Annotated in this window: 21 protein-coding genes; 10 read left to right on the top strand and 11 right to left on the bottom strand. The window is 73.8% G+C overall.

The features are described from left to right. Positions 1-3: 3 nt before the first annotated feature. Together CP982_RS28050 and CP982_RS28055 are read right to left on the bottom strand one after the other, a co-directional pair. Complete coding sequence (locus CP982_RS28050) at positions 4-1,362, bottom strand: hypothetical protein (RefSeq protein WP_150513007.1); 1,359 nt, start codon at positions 1,360-1,362, stop codon at positions 4-6. A gap of 303 nt (positions 1,363-1,665) precedes the next feature. Further along, entirely contained in the window at positions 1,666-2,511 is an 846-nt protein-coding gene (locus tag CP982_RS28055; RefSeq protein WP_150513008.1) for a protein phosphatase 2C domain-containing protein, read from the bottom strand. 376 nt (positions 2,512-2,887) lie between these two features. On the opposite strand from CP982_RS28055, the gene CP982_RS28060 reads away from it, so the two are divergent. The 5 genes from CP982_RS28060 (at position 2,888) to CP982_RS28080 (ending at position 8,768) form a co-directional block, all read left to right on the top strand. Then, positions 2,888-5,815, top strand: a complete 2,928-nt coding sequence (locus CP982_RS28060; protein WP_483409933.1) for a sensor histidine kinase — start codon at positions 2,888-2,890, stop codon at positions 5,813-5,815. Positions 5,816-5,970: 155 nt separating this feature from the next. Next, a complete protein-coding gene (locus tag CP982_RS28065; RefSeq protein ID WP_229878557.1) occupies positions 5,971-6,435 on the top strand; it encodes a roadblock/LC7 domain-containing protein in 465 nt (154 codons plus the stop codon). After that, positions 6,435-6,857, top strand: a complete 423-nt coding sequence (locus tag CP982_RS28070; RefSeq protein WP_150513011.1) for a DUF742 domain-containing protein — start codon at positions 6,435-6,437, stop codon at positions 6,855-6,857. Before CP982_RS28065 ends, CP982_RS28070 begins: the two co-directional genes overlap by 1 nt. Further along, a complete protein-coding gene (locus CP982_RS28075; RefSeq protein ID WP_150513012.1) occupies positions 6,838-7,470 on the top strand; it encodes a GTP-binding protein in 633 nt (210 codons plus the stop codon). Before CP982_RS28070 ends, CP982_RS28075 begins: the two co-directional genes overlap by 20 nt. A gap of 62 nt (positions 7,471-7,532) precedes the next feature. Next, on the top strand, positions 7,533-8,768 hold the full coding sequence (locus CP982_RS28080; protein ID WP_150513013.1) for a styrene monooxygenase/indole monooxygenase family protein: 1,236 nt from the start codon (positions 7,533-7,535) through the stop codon (positions 8,766-8,768). 80 nt (positions 8,769-8,848) lie between these two features. Here the strand turns inward: CP982_RS28080 and CP982_RS28085 are convergent, their stop codons facing one another. Continuing rightward, entirely contained in the window at positions 8,849-9,955 is a 1,107-nt protein-coding gene (locus tag CP982_RS28085) for a ferritin-like domain-containing protein (protein ID WP_150513014.1), read from the bottom strand. Between the two features lie 227 nt (positions 9,956-10,182). Between CP982_RS28085 and CP982_RS28090 the strand changes: the two genes are divergently transcribed. From CP982_RS28090 to CP982_RS28105, 4 genes are all read left to right on the top strand, one after another. Continuing rightward, positions 10,183-11,121 carry an AurF N-oxygenase family protein gene (locus CP982_RS28090; protein WP_150513015.1) on the top strand — a complete coding sequence of 313 codons (939 nt, stop codon included), beginning with the start codon at positions 10,183-10,185 and terminating at the stop codon, positions 11,119-11,121. 107 nt (positions 11,122-11,228) lie between these two features. After that, complete coding sequence (locus CP982_RS28095) at positions 11,229-11,960, top strand: TetR/AcrR family transcriptional regulator (RefSeq protein ID WP_150513016.1); 732 nt, start codon at positions 11,229-11,231, stop codon at positions 11,958-11,960. Between the two features lie 37 nt (positions 11,961-11,997). Beyond that, the gene (locus CP982_RS28100) at positions 11,998-12,288 is read left to right on the top strand and encodes a hypothetical protein (protein ID WP_150513017.1); all 291 of its coding nucleotides are present in this window, start codon (positions 11,998-12,000) and stop codon (positions 12,286-12,288) included. A gap of 155 nt (positions 12,289-12,443) precedes the next feature. Further along, positions 12,444-13,592 carry a C40 family peptidase gene (locus CP982_RS28105; RefSeq protein WP_150513018.1) on the top strand — a complete coding sequence of 383 codons (1,149 nt, stop codon included), beginning with the start codon at positions 12,444-12,446 and terminating at the stop codon, positions 13,590-13,592. A gap of 88 nt (positions 13,593-13,680) precedes the next feature. On the opposite strand, the gene CP982_RS28110 is transcribed toward CP982_RS28105, so the two are convergent. The 8 genes from CP982_RS28110 to CP982_RS28140 form a co-directional block, all read right to left on the bottom strand. Next, positions 13,681-15,138: a penicillin-binding transpeptidase domain-containing protein gene (locus CP982_RS28110; RefSeq protein ID WP_150513019.1), complete on the bottom strand. Its 1,458-nt coding sequence runs from the start codon at positions 15,136-15,138 to the stop codon at positions 13,681-13,683. Continuing rightward, complete coding sequence (locus tag CP982_RS28115) at positions 15,135-16,487, bottom strand: FtsW/RodA/SpoVE family cell cycle protein (protein WP_150513020.1); 1,353 nt, start codon at positions 16,485-16,487, stop codon at positions 15,135-15,137. Before CP982_RS28115 ends, CP982_RS28110 begins: the two co-directional genes overlap by 4 nt. A gap of 71 nt (positions 16,488-16,558) precedes the next feature. After that, positions 16,559-16,876 (bottom strand): SH3 domain-containing protein, encoded by a 318-nt coding sequence (locus tag CP982_RS28120; protein WP_150513021.1) that lies wholly within the window; start codon positions 16,874-16,876, stop codon positions 16,559-16,561. Positions 16,877-16,984: 108 nt separating this feature from the next. Continuing rightward, positions 16,985-18,301, bottom strand: a complete 1,317-nt coding sequence (locus CP982_RS28125) for an ATP-binding protein (RefSeq protein WP_150513022.1) — start codon at positions 18,299-18,301, stop codon at positions 16,985-16,987. Beyond that, positions 18,298-19,095 (bottom strand): hypothetical protein, encoded by a 798-nt coding sequence (locus CP982_RS28130; protein ID WP_372503422.1) that lies wholly within the window; start codon positions 19,093-19,095, stop codon positions 18,298-18,300. The genes CP982_RS28125 and CP982_RS28130 overlap by 4 nt, the downstream gene beginning before the upstream one ends. 57 nt (positions 19,096-19,152) lie before the next feature. Then, the gene (locus tag CP982_RS28135; RefSeq protein WP_342355649.1) at positions 19,153-19,692 is read right to left on the bottom strand and encodes a class F sortase; all 540 of its coding nucleotides are present in this window, start codon (positions 19,690-19,692) and stop codon (positions 19,153-19,155) included. Beyond that, the gene (locus CP982_RS42665) at positions 19,602-19,808 is read right to left on the bottom strand and encodes a hypothetical protein (RefSeq protein ID WP_245004358.1); all 207 of its coding nucleotides are present in this window, start codon (positions 19,806-19,808) and stop codon (positions 19,602-19,604) included. Before CP982_RS42665 ends, CP982_RS28135 begins: the two co-directional genes overlap by 91 nt. A gap of 38 nt (positions 19,809-19,846) precedes the next feature. Continuing rightward, positions 19,847-20,131, bottom strand: a complete 285-nt coding sequence (locus tag CP982_RS28140; protein WP_150513024.1) for a hypothetical protein — start codon at positions 20,129-20,131, stop codon at positions 19,847-19,849. A gap of 331 nt (positions 20,132-20,462) precedes the next feature. Between CP982_RS28140 and CP982_RS28145 the strand changes: the two genes are divergently transcribed. Further along, a complete protein-coding gene (locus tag CP982_RS28145; protein WP_150513025.1) occupies positions 20,463-21,266 on the top strand; it encodes a nuclease-related domain-containing protein in 804 nt (267 codons plus the stop codon). Positions 21,267-21,279: the final 13 nt, after the last annotated feature.

The following is a 21,279-nucleotide window of genomic DNA, read 5'->3' on the forward strand; positions in this document are numbered from 1 at the left end:
CCCTCAGTCCGTGCCGAAGACCACCGCCAGCGGCTGCGGCGTCTTGTACACCGTGGACGGTTCCGTCACGTGGTCGGCGCCCAGGTACAGGCGCCCGCCCGCGTAGAGCAGGCGGCGATCCGACTCGAACCTCGCCTCCGTCTCATAGCTGTCCGACGGGTTCTGCAGCAGCTTCGTCGACTTGAGCGTGGCCGGGTCGACGCGCCAGACCGCGCCGCCCTCCTCGCCGACGATGCTCGCCTCCTGGTACGCGAGGACCTTGCCGCCCTCGTCGAGGCCGATCGGCACCATGCGGCCCGCGTCGGAGCCGGGCGCGCGGCGCAGCTGCTTGCCGGTCCTGAGGTCGAAGGACACCAGGTCGTTCCGGGCCGCCGACGCGCTGCTCGCCGGATCGCGGGTGGCGAGGTAGAGCGCGTTGCGCTCCTTGCTGACCGCGAGCTGGGCACAGCCCGTGACCTCCGTGGCCGGGCACTCGGCCTCGTACTTGCCGTGCTCGCCGCCGTCGGCGGGGATCGTGCTGAGCGCCTTGCCGCGCGCGGCGCTGTCGTCGACGGCGATGAACCGGGAGATGCCGCTGCCGCCCTGCGCGTCGCCGTCGTCGGCGGCCAGGACCAGCGGGTCGACCGACACCACATGGACGTACTCGGTGCCCCGCGGCAGCGCGAACGTCGACTTCACCGCGCGGGTGCCGGGGTCGACCGTCTCGACCTTCGGCCTGGGGCTTTCGGTGTCGCCGCAGTCGCGCACCACGACCAGCTTGGTCTCGTCGCCCGCGTGGCCGACGGTGTCACACGGCTCGTCGGACGGCTTCCACAGCGGCGTGCCGTCGAGCTTCCAGCCCGCGCTCGCGCCGGTGCCGGCGGCGGCGACCGTGCCGCCGCCGATGGTCACCTCGTCGAACATCTCGCTGGTGCCGCTCGCGTCGGCCCCCTGTCTGCGCCACAGCAATTTCCCCTGCTTGATGTCGACGACGCCGACTTCGGTGCAGACCGACGGGTCCTTCTTGTCGTCCTGGAAGACGACCGCGACTTTCCCGTCCTTCGTGGGGGTCTGGGACGACCAGCAGATCTCCCCGGCCAACGGCACCTCCCAGGCGGCCTTTCCGCCCGTCAGTGGATAGCCGGATATCTTCTTGAGCCCGGCCTTCACGAAATGCCGGTCGGTCGTCCACATGCCCATGGCCCCGGCCATCTCGCCGACCTTCGGCTGGGCCACCTCGGCGAGCACCTTCGCCTCGGCCGCGGCCGGCTCCGCGCCGCCACCCTCTCCGCTCCCGCTGTCGCCGCCGTCGCCGCCACAGCCGCTGAGCACCAGCGCGGCCGCGAGTACGGAACCCGCGCGGACCGCCAAGCGCTGGGACATTCAATTCTCCTTCGTGCGTGGGCACATGGCCGGATGTGGCCATGCGTTCCCCTCGCTCGCTGATCCTTCCGTGCCGTCGAAGCGAATTTCAACAGCCAATTGCTGTTCGCTAGTTCAGTTCAAATGTCCCGGAGATGAATTCACCGGGCCGGGCCCGAAAGGGAATTGAATGCGTGGAGATTTCTTGCCACCTGCGGACGCGCCGAAACCCGCCTGCGGACGCGCCGAAACCCACCTGCGGACGCGCCGAAACCCACCTGCGGACGCGCCGAAACCCGGTTACGGCTCCACGCCGAACCCCGGCTACAGCTCCGCGTACACCACGGCCGCGTCGTCGTGCCGCTTCCCGCGCGGGAACCCCGTACCGTCCGGGTCCGCCGACTCCAACTCGCGTACGCGCTCCACGAGTCCCCGCGGCCCGTCCTTGCGAAGGAGCGCGAAGCAGTCGGCCCAGCCGCCCTCGCGGAACGTCTCGACCCAGCGCCCGGCCCCGTCCGTGAGCGCGGCGAGGGCGGTGACGGCGGAGCGCGGAAGCGTGCCGGTGACCGCGCGGGCGGCGACGGCCGGGTCGGCGGCGGCGGTGAAGAAGCCGCCGTCGGCGTTCCGCAGGGCCTCGACGGCGGCCGCGTACTCACGGCCGAGCGCGTGCCGTTCGGCGGAGCCGCGCGGCAGCGCCCGTACGGCGTCGCGCAGCTCGCACACGGCGGCGGGCAGCTCGTCAAGGCGCGGATCGAGGACCGCGTCCACCGCGCCGCCGGGCCCCGCGACGAGCAGCGCCGAGTCGGACAGGACGAGGTACGAGACGCGCTCCGCGTCCCACCGCGCGAGGACCACCGTCGCCTGCGGTGTGCGCGGGTGAGAAAGGTCACAGGTGTCACGGTGGGTGTCCGCGGTGCGGGAGATCGCCGCCGCGAGAATCTCAGGGAGCGTCAGGTCCGGTCGTGAAACGGACAGTTCGCCCAGCGCGCCGCCGAGCCGCGCCGTGAACCAGGGGACGGAATGCAGACAGCCGACGTCCTCGGCCGGGGGCGTCACACCGTCGAGCAGGACCAGTGATCCGCCCTGTCCGGACGCGGGCAGCGCGACCGACGCGTAGTCCTCGTTGGGGCGGTCGGGGTCGCCGGGTTCGGTGGCCAGTTCGATGCGCATCGGGTCAGTCTGCCCGAGGCCCGCCCCGGCGGGGCCGGAGGGTGCGCGGTGGCCAGGAGGGGGCTCGCGGCGGCGGTCACGGCAGCGGAAAACGGCCGGAATCGACGGCTCCGAAGGGTGTGGCGGCGCATCCTGCCAAAGCCGCTCACGGACGTCCAACCGGCGCACCGCGCGCGGCCCTCACGACACGCAGCGTGACTTGCCCGCCAACTCCCAGTCGATGTTCACTCCTTCAGGTGGCCAGGCGGACGATGCGAGACTGCCGTGCACCGGCACTGGAATCGTCTGGCAAGGTCAGGGTCCGTGCCGGGAGCGCTCGCGTTGACGGATCGTCACCCGGGCCCTAGGGCAGACGAAAACAGGAATGCGAGCTCCGGTGCAAGAGATGCGGCCTCGGCGCGAAGGCAGCCAGCAGGCCCCGGGAAGGGCCAGACCGGGCGCGACCCCTCCCTCCGGTCCCTCCGGCCAGGGCACCGGCGCCGCGGGGCGCGAGGGGCGCGCGGAGACCCCTGTCGACGCCGCGCACGACGGTTCCCGGGCCGCCACGGACACGGCCCCCACGGACACGGCCGCCACGGATACGGCCGCCACGGACACGCCCCTCGCGCGCGCGGACGCGCCCGCGGAGCCCGAGCACCCCACCGGCGCCCCCGAGCAGCCGGTGCCCCCGCAGGCCGCCCCCACGCCTCCCAAGGCCCGCGTCCGCAACCGCCTCATCGTCGCCGTCGCGGTCGTCGCCGCCGCCGTCGCGGGGGCCGGGGCGCCCGCGATCATCGCCGCGTCCGAGGATCTCAACGACTCCCAGAGCCTGGTCACGCTCTCCGAGCTCACCCAGCAGGCCATCACGCTCAGCCACTCGCTGGCCGACGAGCGCGACGAGGTCACCGCCTACATCGCCGCCGGACGCCCCGAGGGCAAGGGCCTGTCGGAGAGCCGCAGCGCCCGCGTGGACCGGCGGATCGAGGAGCTGCGCGAAGCCGCCGCCGACGCGAACACCAACAGCTCCGTGACCGCCGGGCTCCGCAGCGACCTCGCGGAGCTCGCCACCGTGCGGCGCTCCGCGCTCACCGGCAGGAGCAGCGCCCTCGACGCCCACAAGGCGTACGCGAAGGCCATCGGCGAACTCCACGCCCTCACCCGCGAACTCGCCGAGAAACTGCCGCCGCGCGCGGGCTCCGGCGCCTACGCGCTCGCCGACCTCGACCACGCCGTCGACCAGGCCGGTGCCACGCGCGGCCTGCTCCTCGCCGCCCTCTCCGTGCCCCGCCCTGCCGCCACCGGCACCACCGTCGACCCGGTCACGGGCCTGCCCACGTCCGAGGCCGACGAGGCGGACGCCGAGGCCGGGCGCCGCGACGACCTCAGCGCCGCCGCCCAGCAGGCCCACGTCCGCGAACTCGCCGCGCTCGCCGACTTCCAGGAGGCCGCGCCCGCCAGGGCAGGAGCCACCTACGAGACGACGGTCACCGGCTCCGACGTGACCACCGCCGAGCAGTACCTGGACCGGCTCACCGACGAGCGCGAGCTGTCCGCCGCCGACCAGCGCCTGGACCGGGACAAGGTCAACACCGCCCTCTCCGCCCGCATCGAGGCCATGCGCGGCGCCGAGAGCGCGCTCGCCACCGCCCGTACGAAGAGCCTCGCGGAGCTGCGTGACGACGATGTCACCGCCCTGGAGATCAGGGTGGGGCTCGTCGGCGCGCTGCTGCTCCTCGCCGTCGGCGTGGCCATGGCGACGGCCCGTTCGCTCACCCGCCCGCTCGCCGTGCTGCGCCTCGGCGCGGCCCGGGTCGCGGCGGAGCCCGGGACGGCGGAGCCGGTGCGGTTCACCGGCCGTGACGACGAGTTCGCCGCCGTTGTACGGTCCGTCAACGCGCTGCACGGCCACGCGATCGCCCTCCAGGAGCGCCTCGGCACGCTCGAAGCCGACCGCAAGCACCTCATCGGCCGACGCCAGACGATGGCCGACGCCCGCCAGGCGATGGCCGACGAGCGCGACGCGCTGCGCGCCGAACTGGCCGACGCCGCCACCAACCTGGACCGGGTGCGGCGCGGCATCCAGGGCACGTTCGTGAACCTCGCGCTGCGCACGCTCGGCCTCGTCGAGCGCCAGCTCGCCGTCATCGAGAACCTGGAGGAGCGCGAGCAGGACCCCGACCGGCTCGCCACGCTCTTCAAGCTCGACCACCTCGCCACCGTCACCCGCCGCCACAGCGAGAACCTCCTGGTCCTCGCGGGCGCCGACCACGGCCACCAGCACGCGGGCCCGGTGCCGCTCGTCGACGTCGTCCGCGCCGCCGTCAGCGAGATCGAGCGGTACGAGCGTGTCCGCATCGCCACCCTGCCGCCGCACTCCCACATCGCCGGGTTCGCCGCGGACGACATCAGCCACCTGGTGGCGGAGCTCCTGGAGAACGCGACGTCGTTCTCGCCGCCCGACTCCTCCGTCGAGGTGGCCGGCTGGCTCCTGGAGAACGGCGAGGTGATGCTCTCCGTACAGGACGACGGCATCGGCGCGAGCGTGGAGCGGCTGCGGGAGCTGAACGCGCGCCTCGCCGAGTACTCCGCGTTCTCCCCCGAGGACGCGTACGAGCACGAGAGCGGCGACGAACTCGGGCTCGGCCTGTACGTGGTGGCCCGGCTCGCGGCCCGGCACGGGGCGCGGGTGCGGCTGCGCGAGCAGAAGCAGGGCGGCGTGGCCGCCGTCGTGGTGCTGCCCGACGGCATACTCACCGAACCGCCCGCCGCGGTGGCTCCGCGGCCGGAGCCTTCCCCGGTCGAGCTGCCCGCGGCCGAGCCGACGCCCGCCGTGCCCGCCGCCCGGGACGGCTCCGAGGCGGAGGCGGACTCCCGCGTGCTGCCGACGCGTTCGGGGGAGCGGGACCCCCTGATCGCGGCCGCGGAGACCACCATGGAACTTCTGGTGCCGACGCTCGGGGCCGACCACCCCGACGAGCACCGGGAGCCGGCGCCGCACGCGCTGCCCGACGAGGACGTGCCCGAGGCGGACACCCCGCCGGAGGCCGGGCCCCAGGTCTTCACCGCCAAGGGCCTGCCCAAGCGCACCCCGAGGGTCAGCCCGATCGCCGGGGGACTCGCGCCCAGGACCCGCCCCGCCGGAGTCGACGCCGAGGAACTGCGGCGCAGGCTCGGCGGGTTCCAGCAGGGGGCCAGGAGCGGGCGGCGGGACGTGGCGGCGGAGCTCGCCGGCCAGGCGGCCCGCGGGCCGGGCCCCGCCGGGGCCGTGGACACAGCAGGGACCGCAGATGTTCCGGGGGACCCAGTCGAGGAGGCAAGCAGTTGACTGCGCCCATGCGCACACCCGGTTCTTCCGCCCAGACCAGGAAACCCGAGGAGTCCGCGACACCCGAGTCGACGACACCCGAGTCGGCGAGACCCGAGTCGGCGAGACCCGAGGAGTCCGCCCCTGCCAGGCAGCCCGACGGGGCCGGGCCCGCCGTGCACGGCCTGAGCAGCGAGGCCCGCAATCTGCACTGGCTCCTGACGAACCTCGTCGAGGAGGTCTCCGGCATCCTCTCGGTGGCCGTCGTCTCGTCCGACGGCCTCCTGCTGCTGTCCTCCGACCCCGCCCGCAACGCCGAGAGCCGCCCCGCCCACCGGCCGACCGGGCCCCGGGGGTCGAGCGCGGACCTCGCCACCATCGTGTCCGGGCTCGGCAGCCTCACCCTCGGAGCGGCCCAGCTCATGGACGGAGGAACGGTCAAGCAGACCGTCGTCGCCATGGCCGAGGGCAGCCTCTTCGTGATGGCGATCAGCGACGGCTCGCTGCTCGGGGTGCACGCCACCCCCGACTGCGACATGACCGTCGTGGCGTACCACATGGCGCTCTTCGTCGGCCGGGCCGGGCACGTCCTGACGCCCGAACTCCGCAGCGAGCTGCGGCAGTCGATGGAGAACGCCTGATGGGCGCGGGCGCGGCGGCGCCCCGCCTGCCGGTGCGCGGCGCCGACCGGAAACCCGCGCGGGTGCGCCCGTACTCGCTCACCGGCGGCCGCACCCGCTTCGGGCACGTCCTGCTCGTGGAGACGTTCGTGGCGGCCCAGCCCGCGCTCGAAGCGGCCGAGGAGCGGCGCGAGCTGGGGCAGGGCGACCCGCTGGCCGCCCGGGTGCTGCCGGAGCTGCGGGCCATCGTGGAGCTGTGCCGCCGGATGCGGACGGTCGCGGAGATCTCGGCGCTGTTGAAGATACCGCTCGGGGTGGTCCGCGTCCTGCTCAGCGACCTCGCCGACCAGGGAAGGATCCGCGTGTACGGGACGGGCCACGGCCCGGGGCGGCCGGACCGCGCGCTGCTGGAGAGGGTGCTGCATGGGCTCCGCGGCATCTGACGCCCGCGTCCGGGAACTGCTCGACGGCGAAGAGGGCGTACAGGACTGGCAGCTGGACCGGACGCGCGCGCCGATCGCCACGAAGATCGTGGTCGCGGGCGGCTTCGGCGTCGGCAAGACGACGCTCGTCTCGGCGGTCTCCGAGATCACGCCCCTGAAGACGGAGGCGCTGATGACGCAGGCCAGCGCCGACACCGACGATCTGAGCGCCACCCCGGGCAAGACCACGACCACGGTCGCCATGGACTTCGGGCGCATCACGCTGGCCGACGACCTCGTCCTGTACCTGTTCGGCACGCCGGGCCAGCAGCGCTTCTGGTTCATGTGGGACGACCTGGTGCGCGGGGCGATCGGCGCGGTCGTCCTCGCCGACACCCGCCGGCTCACCGACTGCTTCCCCGCGCTCGACTACTTCGAGAGCTGCGGCCTGCCGTACGTCGTCGCGGTCAACCACTTCGAGGGCACCGAGCGGTACGAGGCGGAGGACGTCCGCGAGGCGCTCACCATCGCCGACCGGATACCCGTTCTGATCATGGACGCGCGACAGCGGCCTTCCGTGATCGAATCACTGCTCGCCCTGGTGGGCCACGCGCTGGACGAAACGCCCGAGTGACGGCTCGGGCGTGCCCGCGCCCGAGCGCCCGCCGAGTTCCCGGAAGTGGTGGAAGGACCCGTATGCGGAAGATACTCATCGTCGGAGCCGGTCAGTCCGGTCTCCAGCTCGCGCTCGGACTCCAGTCGCGGGGGTACGAGGTCACGCTGATGTCCAACCGCACGGCGGACGAGATCCGGTCCGGCCGGGTCATGTCGACGCAGTGCATGTTCCACACCGCCCTCCAGCACGAGCGCGACCTGGGGCTCAACTTCTGGGAGTCGCAGGCCCCGGACATCGAGGGCGTCGGCGTGTCCGTCGCCGGGCCCGACTCCGCCCGCGTCATCGACTGGGTGGGCCGGCTCGACGGCCGCGCCCAGTCCGTCGACCAGCGCGTGAAGATGGCCGGGTGGATGGAGACGTTCGCCCAGCGCGGCGGCCAGCTCGTCATCCACGGCGCGGCCGTCGGCGACCTCGACTACTTCTCGCGCGCCTACGACCTGGTCCTGGTGTCGGCGGGCAAGGGCGAGCTGGTGTCGATGTTCGAGCGGGACCCGGAGCGCTCGCCCTACGCCGCGCCGCAGCGGGCGCTCGCCGTCGCCTACGTCCACGGGCTCGGGCCGCGCCCCGAGCACCCCGAGTTCGACGCGGTCCGCTGCAATCTGGTGCCGGGGGTGGGCGAGCTGTTCGTGATGCCGACGCTCACCACGTCCGGCCGTGCGGACATCCTCTTCTGGGAGGGCGTGCCGGGCGGCCCCCTCGACGTCTTCCAGGGAGTGAAGGACCCCGACGAGCACCTCTCGCTCACCCTCGGGCTGCTTGAGAAGTTCCTGCCCTGGGAGTACGCGCGCGCCACGAAGGCCGAGCTGACCGACGCGGGCGGCACCCTTGCCGGCCGGTACGCCCCCACCGTCCGCAAGCCCGTCGGGCGGCTGCCCGGCGGGGGCCTCGTCCTCGGCGTCGCCGACGTGGTCGTCGCGAACGACCCGATCACCGGGCAGGGCTCCAACTCCGCCTCCAAGTGCGCGGCGTCGTACCTGTCCGCCATCGTGGAGCACGGGGACCGGCCCTTCGACGAGGACTGGATGCGGGCGACGTTCGAGCGGTACTGGGAGACGGCGCGGCACGTCACGAAGTGGACCAACGCGATGCTCGCGCCCCCGCCGGAGCACGTGCTCACCCTCCTCGGGGCGGCGGGTGGCCTCCCGCCGGTGGCCGACCGCTTCGCCAACGGCTTCAACGATCCGGCGGACTTCGAGGCCTACTTCTACGACCCGGCTCGCGCGGAGGCGTACCTGGCGGAGGTGGCCGGGGCGTAGCCCCCACTCCTCAACCGCCGGAGGGGCTGGGAGATCCAGCCCGTCCGGCGTTTGAGGACGAGGCGCGGAGCGCCGATCGCCTAGGCTGCGCCGCCCGAGGCGATCGTGGCGTCCACCTCGGCCACACGCTGCCGCTCCTCCGCGGCGAAGCGTTCCGCGTCCAGCTTCTCCGCGATCTCCTCGTCCTGGGCCATCAGCAGATCCAGGTTCGAGTCGCCCATCTCGAAGACGCCCATGTCGACGTACGCCCGCTGGAGGCGTTCGCCCCACAGGCCGATGTCCTTGACGCAGGGGACGATCCGGCTGAACAGCAGCCTGCGGAAGAGCTGGAGGTACTCGGAGCGCTCGCTGAGCTCCTCGGCCTCCCGCTTCGGGACGCCGAAGTTCTCCAGGACCTCGACGCCCCGCAGCCGGTCCCGCATCAGATGGCAGCCCTCGATGACGAACTCCTCGCGCTCGCGCAGCTCCGCGTCGGTGAGCTGCCGGTAGTAGTCGCGCAGGGCCATGCGGCCGAAGGCCACGTGCCGGGCCTCGTCCTGCATGACGTAGGCGAGGATCTGCTGCGGCAGCGGCTTGTCCGTGGTGTCGCGGATCATGCCGAACGCGGCCAGGGCGAGGCCCTCGATGAGGACCTGCATGCCCAGGTACGGCATGTCCCAGCGGGAGTCGCGCAGGGTGTCGCCGAGCAGCCCCTGGAGGTTGTCGTTGACCGGGTAGAGCATGCCGATCTTCTCGTGCAGGAAGCGGCTGTAGATCTCGGCGTGCCGGGCCTCGTCCATGGTCTGGGTGGCGGAGTAGAACTTCGCGTCCAGGTCGGGGACGGACTCCACGATGCGGGCCGCGCACACCATGGCGCCCTGCTCGCCGTGCAGGAACTGGCTGAACTGCCAGGAGGCGTAGTGCTTGCGCAGCTCACCGCGCTCGTGCCCGTTCATCAGGTCCCAGTGCCGGGTGCCGTACAGGGTCATGGCCTCGTCGGGGGTGCCGAGCGGATCGAGGGGGTCCACCTCCAGGTCCCAGTCGATGCGCTTGGCGCCGTCCCACTGCTTGTCCTTGCCCTTCTGGTACAGGTTCAGGAGCCGTTCGCGCCCGTCGTCGTACTCCCAGCTGAAGCGGGCGGCCCCGGTGGCGGGCACCTGCCAGGTGAGGTCCTGCTGGCTCCTGGTGTACAGATCGCGAGTGGACACTGACGGCTCCTCACGGGTCTCGGCGGCCCCGTCGTCTCCGCAACCGCCGCGAAATGGTGGCTGGTTGGCAGGCTCACACGGTGGTAGACGAGCGGTCAACAAGTTGCGCGCAAGGGATTGACGGCCTTGCTGACAAGCAGTCTCATAAGAGGTGACCGCCGGTAACCCGTCCTGGACGGCACCGGAAGGACCCCGAAGAGCACCAGCCCCGAAGAGCAGGAGACCTCATGACGACCGTGACCGAAGACGGCGAGCTCACCGGTCTGCGGGACGCGCTCGGCCTGCTCAAGGACCGCGAACAAGTGGCCGCCCGGCTCCTTGAGTCCTCCGCCAAGCACTCCTTCGACCCGGACAGGGAACTCGACTGGGACGCCCCCGTCGAGGACGGCAAGTGGTTCTGGCCGCCGGAGCTCGTCTCGCTCTACGACACCCCGATGTGGAAGCGGATGTCCGAGGAGCAGCGCTTCGACCTCGCCCGGCACGAGGCGGCCTCGCTGGCGTCCCTCGGCATCTGGTTCGAGATCATCCTGATGCAGCTCCTGGTGCGGCACATCTACGACAAGTCCGTGACCAGCGCGCACGTGCGGTACGCGCTCACGGAGATAGCCGACGAGTGCCGCCACTCGATGATGTTCGCCCGCATGATCGAGAAGAACGGCGCGCCCACGTACCCCGTGTCGCGGCTCAACCACAACCTCGCCCGCCTCCTGAAGACCGTCTCCACCACGCCCGGTTCGTTCGCCTGCACGCTGCTCGGCGAGGAGATCCTCGACTGGATGCAGCGCCTGACCTTCCCCGACGAGCGCGTGCAGACCCTCGTGCGCGGCGTGACCCGCATCCACGTCGTGGAGGAGGCCCGGCACGTCCGCTACGCGCGCGAGGAGCTGCGCCGCCAGATGGTGACCGCCCCGCGCTGGGAGCGCGAGCTGACCCGGATCAGCTCCGGCGAGGCCGCCCGCGTCTTCTCGATCGCCTTCGTCAACCCGCGCGTCTACACGGACGTGGGCCTCGACCGCCGCGAGGCCCTCGCCCAGGTCAAGGCGAGCGGCCACCGCCGCGAGGTCATGCAGAGCGGCGCCAAGCGCCTCACCGACTTCCTCGACGACATCGGGGTGTTGCGCGGGCCGGGCCGAAGGCTGTGGAAGTCGTCGGGGCTGCTCGCCTGAGTGCTCCGTGAGGGCGCGGGCCACCGCGCGACCGGCCACCTGCGGCCGCGGACGATCGACAAAACGGACCGAACCATTCGTACGACAACCCGGTTACTCTGCGGAGCATGACCGCAGCCGTAAGCCCCACCCGTGCGTACCGGCGCCTGAGCGTCGAGCAGCGGCGGAGCCAGCTGCTCGACGCCGCCCTCTCGCTGTTCGCGCACCGCGCGCCCGAAGAGGTCTCGCTCGACGACGTGGCGGCGGCGGCCGGGGTCTCGCGCCCCCTCGTCTACCGCTACTTCCCGGGCGGCAAACAGCAGTTGTACGAGGCCGCGCTGCGGTCGGCCGCCGACGACCTGGAGCAGTGCTTCGCCGAGCCCCAGGACGGGCCGCTCACCCAGCGCCTGTCCCGGGCCGTCGACCGGTACCTGGCCTTCGTCGACGAGCACGACGCCGGGTTCAGCGCGCTGCTCCAGGGCGGCAGCGTCGTGGAGACCTCCCGCACCACCGCCATCGTGGACGGGGTGCGCCGCTCCGCCGTCACGCACATCCTCGCCCACATGGACCTCGCCGAGCCCGCCGGACCGCGGCTGCGCACCACCGTGCGGATGTGGGTCACCGCGGTGGAGGCGGCCTCCCTGATCTGGCTCGACGAGGACAAGCGGCCGCCCCTCGACGAGCTGCGCGAGCTCCTCGTCGAGCAGTTCGTGGCCCAGGTCGCGGCCACCGCGGGGCGGGACCCGCAGACCGCGGAGGTGGTGCGCCGCGCCCTCGCCCTGGAGAGCCCCGACGGGCCGGTGGGCGAGCTGGTCCGGCGGGTCCTTCCGGTGGTGGCGCAGGCCGCGCACCTGGTGTGACGGGCGCCCGGGCCGCCGGGTGACGGACACTGGGCCGGTGAAGAGTGAAGACACCCCCTTCGTGGGCGGCCCCCTGGACGGCCGCGTGCTCCCGGTCCTGCTCGGGCCGACCGGTCATCCGCCGAAGGTGTACCGGGTCCCGGTGCCGGACGACGCGGGCGGCGAGCCCACGGTGCTCGTCTACCGGCGGGTGCCCGCCGAGACCGCCAAGCGGTTCGGGCTGCACCCGGGCTGGCGGTACGAGTACGACCCCGACGCGGACCCCCGCGGCGGCGGCCTGCGCGACCTGAAGTGGCCCTGGTCCAAGCCCCAGGCCCACCGGGACTAGCCCCCCGCCCCGCCGGGGCAAGGTGGCGCGCCGCGCGCCCCAAGGACGAGTGACCTCGTTGCGCCAACCGCCCACCGCCGGGAGGCGGGCCCCGGCCCGTGGCCGGATGCTCGCGGTGCGCGCCGGAAGGCCCGTCGCGCACCGGAGGTGATGACGTGTCAGGAAGGCTGCTGCGCTGGGCCTGCGCCGGCTCCGCGCTCTCCGCACTGGTGGCGCCCCTGCCCTCGCTGCCCCCTGCCCTCGCTGCCCCCGGGCCCGCCCCCGCCCCCGGCGAACGCTCCGTCGCCACCCTCCTGACGGACCTTCAGCGCCTGTACCGCGAGGCCGAGGAGTCCACCGAGACGTACAACGCGACCGACGAGGAGCTCACGGACCAGCGCCGCCGGGTCGCGGACCTCGACCGCCGCCTGGCCGCGGCACGGACCGCGGTGCGCGACGGCCGCGGCGCGGCGGGGCGCCTCGCCCGCCAGCAGTACCAGAACAACAGCGTGGAGATCTCCTCGTACGTCCGGCTGCTGCTCGCCCGCAGCCCGCGGGGCGCCCTCGACCAGCGCCACGTGCTGCGCCGGGCCGCGGCGGACCGGGCCGCGGCCGTCACCCGCCTCGTCGACGGCGAGAAGCGGGCCGACGGCCTCGCCCGCGCCGCCCGGCGGGCCCTGGCCGCGCAGGAGTCCCTCGCCCGGCGACAGGAGCGGGCCCGCGACGGCGTACGGACACGCCTGCGCGAGGTGGAGGAGCTGCTCGCATCCCTCAGCGCCGAGGAGCTGGCCGCGGTCGGCCGGGCCGAGCGGGCGGGCGCCGACGCCGCCCAGCGCGAGCTCGTCGCCTCCGGCGCGCTCGGGGCGCCGGGCGCACGGCGGGCCCCGTCGGCCCGGGGGGAGCGGGCCGTGCGGTACGCCGTCGCGCAGATCGGGAAGCCGTACGAGTGGGGCGCCGAGGGGCCCGCCTCGTTCGACTGCTCCGGACTCACGCAGCGGGCGTGGGGCACGGGCGGCCGGGAGATCCCGCGCACCAGCCAGGAGCAGTGGGCGCGGCTTCCGCGGGTGCCGCTGCGGCAGCTGCGGCCGGGGGACCTGGTGGTCTACTTCCCGAAGGCCACGCACATCGCGCTCTACCTGGGCGACGGCCTCGTGGTCCACGCCCCCCGCCCCGGCGCGAAGGTGAAGGTCTCCCCCCTCGCGGCGAACCCCCTGCTAGGCGCGGTCCGCCCCGACCCAGGCGCAACCCCGGTGCCCGACTACCGTCCGCCACGCCTGCCCCCCGGCGCCCGCGCAGGAGCGGACACCGGCCTGAGCGCCCCATAGGGGCGCGGGGCTGTGTCATTTGCGGCTCCGCCGCGCGGGCGCGACCAGCCACAACGCACCCGCAGTCGACAGACGGCAGCAAAGGCCCTCAGCCAGAGAGCGCGGCCTCCATCACGGCCCGGGCGATGGGAGCCGCGCTCCCGCCCCCGCTGATGTCCGCGCGGGCCGCGGCCGCGTCCTCGACGACCACCGCCACAGCCACCGAAGGCTCCCCGTCCCCCGGCTTCTGCGCCCACGAGATGAACCAGGCATAAGGCGTACCGGAGTTGCCGAGCCCGTGCTGCGCGGTGCCGGTCTTGCCGCCCACGGTCACCCCGGGGATCGCCGCGTTCGTGCCGGTGCCCCGTTCGACGACCTCCGTCATCAGCTCCCGCAGCCGCATCGCCGTGCCGGGGCCCATGGCCTGGTGGAGCGTGCGCGTCGGCGTCGAGTCCACGGTGGTCCCGGACGCGGTCGTCGTCCGCTCCACGAGGTGCGGCGCCTTGACGAAGCCGCCGTTGGCGACGGCCGCCGCCACCGACGCCATCTGCAGCGGCGTGGCCCGGGTGTCGTACTGGCCGATGGCGGAGAGCGCGAGCTGCGCCCGGTCCATCGACGTGTCGAAGGTGCTGGCGGCCACCGACGACGGCACCTTGACCCCGGGGTCGTTGAAGCCGAACTTCCCGGCCGTCTCCACCATCGCGCCGAGCCCCGTGTCGGCGCCCAGCTTGGCGAACACGGTGTTGCACGACCACCGGAAGGCGTACCGCAGGCTGGCGTCGGCGCAGCCGGTGACCTCGTTCGAAAGCCGGGTCGAGGTGCCGGGGAGGGTGAACGGGTCGGGGGACTTCGTCGGCGCGTCCACGTCGGTGATCTCGCCCGAGTCGAGCGCGGCGGCCGCCGTGACCACCTTGAACGTCGAGCCCGGCGGATACGTCTGCCGCAGCGCGCGGTTCAGCATCGGCTTGTCGGGGTCGCCGTTGAGCCGCGCCCAGGAGTCCGCCACCGAGCGGCCGGTGCCGGAGAGCCGCTCGGGATCGTACGACGGTGTGGACACGAGCGCGAGGATCCTGCCGGTGGCCGGTTCGAGCGCGGCCACGGCGCCCTTCTTGCCGTCGAGCCCGGCGTACGCGGCCCGCTGCACCGCGGCCTTCACGGTGGTGACGACGTCGCCGCCGGGGCTCCGCGACCGGGTCAGGTCGTGCCACAGGGGCAGCGGCGCGAGCATCGGCTCGGTGCCGGAGAGCACGGAGTCCTCGGCGTGCTCAAGGAAGGTCGTGCCGTACACCTGCGAGGCGAAGCCCGTCACCGGCGCGTACAGCGGTCCCTGCGCGTACGTCCGTTCGTGCCGCAGCTGCTCGCCGGTGTCCTTGGAGCCGGTGACCGGGCGGCCGTCCACCAGGATGTCGCCGCGGGCCGCGGCGAAGCGCTCGATGTCGCGGCGGCGGTTGGCGGGGTTGTCGTCGTACTCCTGGGCGTCGAAGACCTGCACGCGGGTGGCGTTCACGAGCAGGGCCACGAGCAGCAGCAGGCAGAACGCCGCGGCGTGGCGGATGTACCGGGTCACCTGGGCGCCTCCTGGTGGAGCCGGTCCCCGGCGGGCTCCCCGCCGGCCCCGGCGTGCGCGCGGGCCGAGTCGCTCAGCCGGATGAGCAGCGCCACGATGATCCAGTTGGTGACGACGGACGAGCCGCCCTGCGCGAGGAACGGCATCGCCATGCCGGTCAGCGGGATGAGCCCGGTCACGCCGCCCGCGATCACGAACACCTGGAGCGCCACGATCGAGGCGAGCCCGATCGCGAGGAGCCGTCCGAAGGGGTCGCGCAGGGCGAGCCCGGCGCGGTAGCCGCGCTCCACGAGCAGCGCGTAGAGGAGGAAGATCGCCGTGAGTCCGGCGAGGCCCAGCTCCTCGCCCGCCGTCGCCAGGATGAAGTCGGACTTCGCGGCGAAGCCGATGAGGATGGAGTGGCCGAGCCCGAGCCCGGTGCCGAGCAGGCCGCCCGCCGCGAACGCGAAGAGCGACTGGGCGAGCTGGTTGGGCCCCTGTCCGGCCTCGATGGACGCGAAGGGGTGCAGCCAGTCCGCGACGCGGCTGTGCACGTGCGGTTCGAGGGAGCCGACCGCGTAGGCGCCCGCCGCCGCGAGCAGAAGGCCGACGGCGATCCAGCCGGTGCGGCCCGTGGCGACGTAGAGCAGGACCACGAAGAGCCCGAAGAAGAGCAGCGAGGTGCCGAGGTCCCGCTCCAGGACCAGGACCCCGACGCTCAGCAGCCAGATCGCCACGACCGGGCCGAGCACGCGCCCGGTGGGGAGCTGGACGAACTTCCAGAGGGTGCGCCCCGTGGTGGCCAGTGCGGTGCGGTTGGCCGCGAGGTAGCTGGCGAAGAACACCGCGAGGAGGATCTTCGCGAACTCGCCCGGCTGGATGGAGAATCCGCCGACCCGGATCCAGATGCGGGCGCCGTTCACGGCCGGGAAGAAGATCGGCACGATCATCAGCACGAGCGCCGCCACGACGGAGAGGTACGCGTAGCGCCGCAGCAGCCGGTGGTCGCGCAGCAGGACCACGACCGCGACGCACAGGCCGACGCCGATGGTGGACCAGATCAGCTGGGTGGGCGCGGCCCGGTCGCCGGGCGTCTCCAGGTCGAGCCGGTAGATGAGGACGAGCCCGAGGCCGTTGAGGAGCACGGCGATCGGAAGGAGCAGCGGGTCGGCGTACGGGGCCCGCAGGCGCACCGCCAGATGGGCGAGGAGCGCGAGCACGCCAAGACCGGCCCCGTAGCCGGCGGCGCCGGGCGGGACGGAGCCGGTCCTGGCCAGGCCCACGTCGCAGTAGCCGTAGACCGAGAGCAGGACGGCGACGACGATCAGGGCGAGTTCGGTGCCCCGGCGCCGCGGGACGCGGACCTCCATGACCGGAACGTAGCAAGCTCCGGGCCTAATGTCCGGTTATGCCCCGCCTCGGCCGCGGTGGCCGCGGCGGCTCAGCACCAGCGCGGCGCGGGCCCGATGTTGGCGATGTAGTGCGCGGCGCCCCAGGCCCAGGTGCCGTCCGTGAGGAGGTACCAGCGGTCGTTGCCCCGCACGTTGTCGCCGCGCGTCTTGCAGAAGATGTGCACGATCTTGCCGTACGGCTCGTGCCGGATGACGTGGCTGCCCCGCGTGGGCCGGTCGCGCAGGAGCAGCCCGCCCTTGGCGGTGACCTTGCCCTTGTAGACGCGGGGGTGCTCATTGCTGTCGGCGGCGAGGGCCGGGGCGGTGGCCAGCGTGGTGACGGCGAGGGAGCGGGGACGAAGGGCCATGAGGGTCTCCTCGGGGGAGTGCGGTGTGCGGCCGGTTCACAGGCCGCGATTCACGCTAAAAGCGACACCCGGCGTCCGCAAAAGGTCACGTGCGGTCAGGTGTTCCCGTCAGGCCCGGACTTCGTCCGGCTCGTCCCCGGAGGGCCGCTCGTCGGACGGCAGCGTGAGCGTCGCGACCGCTCCCGTCCCTTGCGCCACATTGGTGAAGGTGAGGGTCGCCCCGACCACCCGCGCCTGACCGAGCGCGATGGTCAGACCGAGGCCGTGGCCCTTGGTCGTCCCCTCGGTGCGGAAGCGCTGCGGGCCGTGCTCCACCAGGTAGTCGGGGAAGCCCGGGCCGTGGTCCCGCACGGTGATCACCGGCCCGTCCACGGTCAGGCGCACCGGCGGGGCGCCGTGCTTGAGGGCGTTCGCGACGAGGTTGCCGAGCACCCGCTCCAGGCGCCGCCCGTCGGTCTCCACCACGAGGTCGTGGACGACGGTCAGTTCCACCTCGGCGCCCGAGGCCCGCACCACGCGCTCCGCCAGTGGAGCGAGCCGCACCGCGTCCAGGTCCACGCGTTCGTTGCGCGCGTCGAGCCGGGAGATCTCCAGGAGGTCCTCGGTGAGGGTGCGCAGCGCGGCCACCCGGTCCCGGACCAGCTCGGTCGGGCGGCCGGGCGGCAGCAGCTCGGCCGCCGCGTGCAGCCCGGTCAGCGGGGTGCGCAGCTCGTGCGCCACGTCCGCGGTGAACCGCTGCTCGCTCAGGAGCTTGCCCTGGAGCGAGGAGGCCATGGTGTCCAGGGCCCCGGAGACCGTGGCCACCTCGTCCTGGTGGCGGCCGGGGTCACGGGTGCGCGGGTCGTGCACGCGCGCGTCCAGGTCGCCCGCGCTGATGCGGCGCGCGACCCGGGCCGTCAGATGCAGGCGCCGCGTCACGCGCGTCACCGCGAACGCCCCGACCAGCAGGGTCGCGCCGATCGCGAGCACGGACGAGCCCAGGATCGCCCGGTCGAGGCCGTCGATGGTGCGGGCGCCCTGCGCGTAGTCGACCTCCACGGCGATCGCCCGGCCGCCGTCCGCGGGCCCCGCCGCCCACACCGTGGGCGTCCTGTCGTGGTCGCCGACCATCGTGCCGCGCTCCCCGCCCACGGCGAGGTCGCGCAGCCGGTCCGGCAGGCCCGGCGGATCGATGCCCGCGCCCGGACCGAGGCGGCCGCCCGCCTCGTACTGCTTGGTGGCGTCGTCGAGCCGGGACAGGGCGCGCTCACGGGCCTGGCCCACGGTCTGGTTCGTCACCGCCACGTGCACCAGGACGCCGAGCAGCGCCGCGAGGGCGCAGCACATCACGGCGATGAACACCGCGGCCTTCCACGTCAGGGTCGCGGTCCAGGCGGGCAGGCGCAGCGGGAGCCGGGGGCGGCGCGGCCTGCGGGGCTCGCTCATGCGCCGGTGTCCGGGTGCGCGCTGGAGCTCGGTCCCGGGGCCGGAACCGGCGGCGCCTCCTCGGCGGGGATCTCGGTCAGCTCGGGCGCCGGGCTGCGCTCTCCCTTGGCGCGCGGCGCGTCGGACGAGCGCAGGAACTCGTCGCGGGTCGGCAGCATCGCGCGCTGGTGCCGGTCCCAGGACCAGGCCGTGCGGTACTCGTAGCCGGGGATGTCGGAGGCCGCGCGGAGCACCAGGTCGCGCCCGGCCAGCTCCACGCCGAGCACGGCGTCGGAGGTGCCCATGATCTGCGTCAGATGCCCCTTCTCCATCGCGTAGACGCGGATGGCGAGCTGCTCCTCGGGCATCCGGATGCCGATGACCATGTCGTCCTTCCCGTCACCGGTGAAGTCGCGGTAGTACGCCTTGAGGACCGGGCACTCCCTGCCCTTCTTGCCGCAGTTCTTGAGCGCGTCGACGGTTTCCTTGTAGAGCGCGGACGGGCCGCTGTAGTCGTCGGGGTGCGCGGCGGCCTGCGCCTTCACGATGGCGACCGGGTCCACCTCGTGCAGGTCGCCGCCGGGCACCCGCACGCCCTTGACCTCCTCGGTGTCCGCCGTTCCGTAGTCACCGAGGGGGGAGGACGCGGGCGGCAGGTCGGGCCAGAGGCGGGTGGGGCCGACGGCCGTGGGGGTCGCGCCCGCGCCGCGCAGGTCGCCCGGGTCGCCGCAGCCCGCGGTGAACGCCCCCGCGAGCAGCGCGAGGGCGGCTGCGGCGAGCGCGCTGCGGCGGCTGCGGCTGGGGTTCAACTGCACTCCTGCGGGCCGGGGACGGTGATGGGGCGCGCGGAGCCAGGAGCCGGGGGAGCCTGGTCACCGCACGAGGTCGGCGTAGAGAATGATGTTGTCGGCGCGGTGGCCGTTCCTGATCGGGCCGCCGCACGTCAGGAGGCGCAGCTCCGGCCGGTCGGTCGCCCCGTACACCTTATGGGTTGGAAAGTCTTTCTTGTCGACCTGCTGGATCTCGCGCACCCGGAACGTCGCCGTGCTGCCGTCCGCGCGCGGCACCATGATGGCGTCGCCGACCTTCACTTCGGCCACGTTCCGCATCAACGCCGGTCCTTTCGCGGTGTCGTAGTGCGCGACGAGGACGGCCGCGCCCTTCTGACCGGGCGTGACGCCGCCCGTCCACCAGCCCGGCACCTCGGCCTTCGCGACCGGCGGCACCTCCAGTTCCCCGTCCGCGCCGATGCCGAGGTCCAGCATCCGCGAGGCGTCGACCCCGGCCGACGGGATCCGCAGCCCGGTCGGCTTCGACTCCTTCAGGGGGCCGGGGCCTGCTTGGCCCGCGCGGCCGCCGCGTTCTTCACGGTCACGTCGGGGGCGGCGGCGCCGTGCCCGCCCTGGCCGCAGGCGATGAGCCCGACGCCGACGGCGGCGGTGAGGGCGGCCGCCGCCGCGATGCGCCCCGTGCGGCGGCGGGCGGGGGCGGCGGTGTCTTCCTGGGGCTGCGCGGTGGGGGTGGTCATGAGCGCTCCTGGGCTGGTCTGCGGAGAAGGGGGCGGGGTCAGCCGTCGGTGCGGCCCCGGCGGAGCATCGCGAAGCCGAGCCCCGCGGCTCCGGCGGCGGCCATGGCGCCGCCCGCCGCCAGGAAGGCGGGGTCGCCCGCCTCGCGCAGCCCGTCGGCACCGGCGCGGACGCCGCCCTTGGGGGTGACGGTCTCGTCCGCGTGCCGGGGCGCGGGGGCGGGCTCGGCGGCGAGGGCGCCGGTGGCGGGGACGAGCAGCGCGCCGCCCGCGAGCACGGCGACGGCGGCGGTACGGAGGGCTGCGGTGCGGCGGGGATGGCTCACGGTACGTTCCTTGCGCTCGTGCGGCGGGGCCCGGCCCCGGCGGGCGGGAGGCGATGGCAGCTACGACGCTAGGTGTCCGCCATTGCGGCGGTTCGGCGAGTGTGTAACAGCGCGCCATAGCTGTGCGGGCGGTGCCGTTACGGAATGGGGGGCCGGGGGCGTGGCGGGGAGGGCACGGCGCGTGGACCGGGCCGGGCGGGGAAGGCACGGCGCGCGGGCCGGGCCGGGCGGGGTGAACAACGGGCGCACGGGCATCAACTTCCTTGCGGCCCTGTCAGCTTCTTGCCCGAGGCGCGTCCGGACTGTTCCCATGGTCGGTGGGGTGATGGGGATGAGCGGACTGCGTGTCGTACCGGCCTTCCGACACGGTCATGAGCGGCTCTACGTGTGCCGGGCGGACGGCAGGAACGTGGCCTGGTACGACCGCGAGACCGCCCGGGTGAACCTGCTCAGCGCGGCCGAGGAGGAGGACGTCCTGCACGTCCTTGCCCCCTTCCTCACGGGCAACGTCGCGGTCGGGCCCCCACCCGTGCCCACCCCCGCCGAGCTGGCCCGGCTCTCCCTCCACCCCGACGACGACCTCGCGCCGAACCGGCCGGGGGAGGCGCTGCGCGTCCGGCTCGAACGGGACCCGCCGTCGGCCCGCAAGCTGCGGTCCGACCCCCGGAGCCTGGCCCTCGCCGCCGAGGTCGCCGTCGGCGACGCCCTCGACCGGCTCGACGCCGTCGGCTGGCACACGCTGCACTCCGTCGGCCTGCCCGGCGGCGCGCGCATCCACCATCTGCTGATCGGGCCCGGCGGGCTCTTCTGCGTCCGCGCGGTGCCCGCGCGGCGGCAGCGGGTGCGGGTGGCCGACCCCCTCGTGGCGGTCGGCCGCGCCAAGGCCGTCCCGCTCCTGCGGGAGCTGCGCGCCGACGCCGCGCGGGCCTCCTTCGCCCTCACCGCCGAGGTCCGGGCCGTCCTCGTGCCCGTCGGCGCGGTGTCCGTCGAGGTCACCGCGGAGCCGCGCGAGATCCGCGTGCTCACCGAGCCGGACCTGCCCGCCCTGGCCCGCGCGGGCGGCGTCCTTAAACCGGCGGACGTGGAGGCCCTGCACGCCCTGGCGCGGGACCGCCACGTCTGGCACCGGGTCTAGCCGACGGGGCCTG

The organism is Streptomyces spectabilis, assembly GCF_008704795.1.
Classification (GTDB): Bacteria; Actinomycetota; Actinomycetes; order Streptomycetales; family Streptomycetaceae; genus Streptomyces; species Streptomyces spectabilis.

Coding starts and splice junctions, on each gene's coding strand:
- CP982_RS28145 (WP_150513025.1), top strand. CDS start 20,463: ATGAGCGGACTGCGTGTCGTACCGGCCTTCCGACACGGTCATGAGCGG.
- CP982_RS28050 (WP_150513007.1), bottom strand. CDS start 1,362: ATGTCCCAGCGCTTGGCGGTCCGCGCGGGTTCCGTACTCGCGGCCGCG.
- CP982_RS28080 (WP_150513013.1), top strand. CDS start 7,533: ATGCGGAAGATACTCATCGTCGGAGCCGGTCAGTCCGGTCTCCAGCTC.
- CP982_RS28070 (WP_150513011.1), top strand. CDS start 6,435: ATGGGCGCGGGCGCGGCGGCGCCCCGCCTGCCGGTGCGCGGCGCCGAC.
- CP982_RS28120 (WP_150513021.1), bottom strand. CDS start 16,876: ATGGCCCTTCGTCCCCGCTCCCTCGCCGTCACCACGCTGGCCACCGCC.
- CP982_RS28095 (WP_150513016.1), top strand. CDS start 11,229: ATGACCGCAGCCGTAAGCCCCACCCGTGCGTACCGGCGCCTGAGCGTC.
- CP982_RS42665 (WP_245004358.1), bottom strand. CDS start 19,808: ATGACCACCCCCACCGCGCAGCCCCAGGAAGACACCGCCGCCCCCGCC.
- CP982_RS28125 (WP_150513022.1), bottom strand. CDS start 18,301: ATGAGCGAGCCCCGCAGGCCGCGCCGCCCCCGGCTCCCGCTGCGCCTG.
- CP982_RS28055 (WP_150513008.1), bottom strand. CDS start 2,511: ATGCGCATCGAACTGGCCACCGAACCCGGCGACCCCGACCGCCCCAAC.
- CP982_RS28075 (WP_150513012.1), top strand. CDS start 6,838: ATGGGCTCCGCGGCATCTGACGCCCGCGTCCGGGAACTGCTCGACGGC.
- CP982_RS28115 (WP_150513020.1), bottom strand. CDS start 16,487: ATGGAGGTCCGCGTCCCGCGGCGCCGGGGCACCGAACTCGCCCTGATC.
- CP982_RS28090 (WP_150513015.1), top strand. CDS start 10,183: ATGACGACCGTGACCGAAGACGGCGAGCTCACCGGTCTGCGGGACGCG.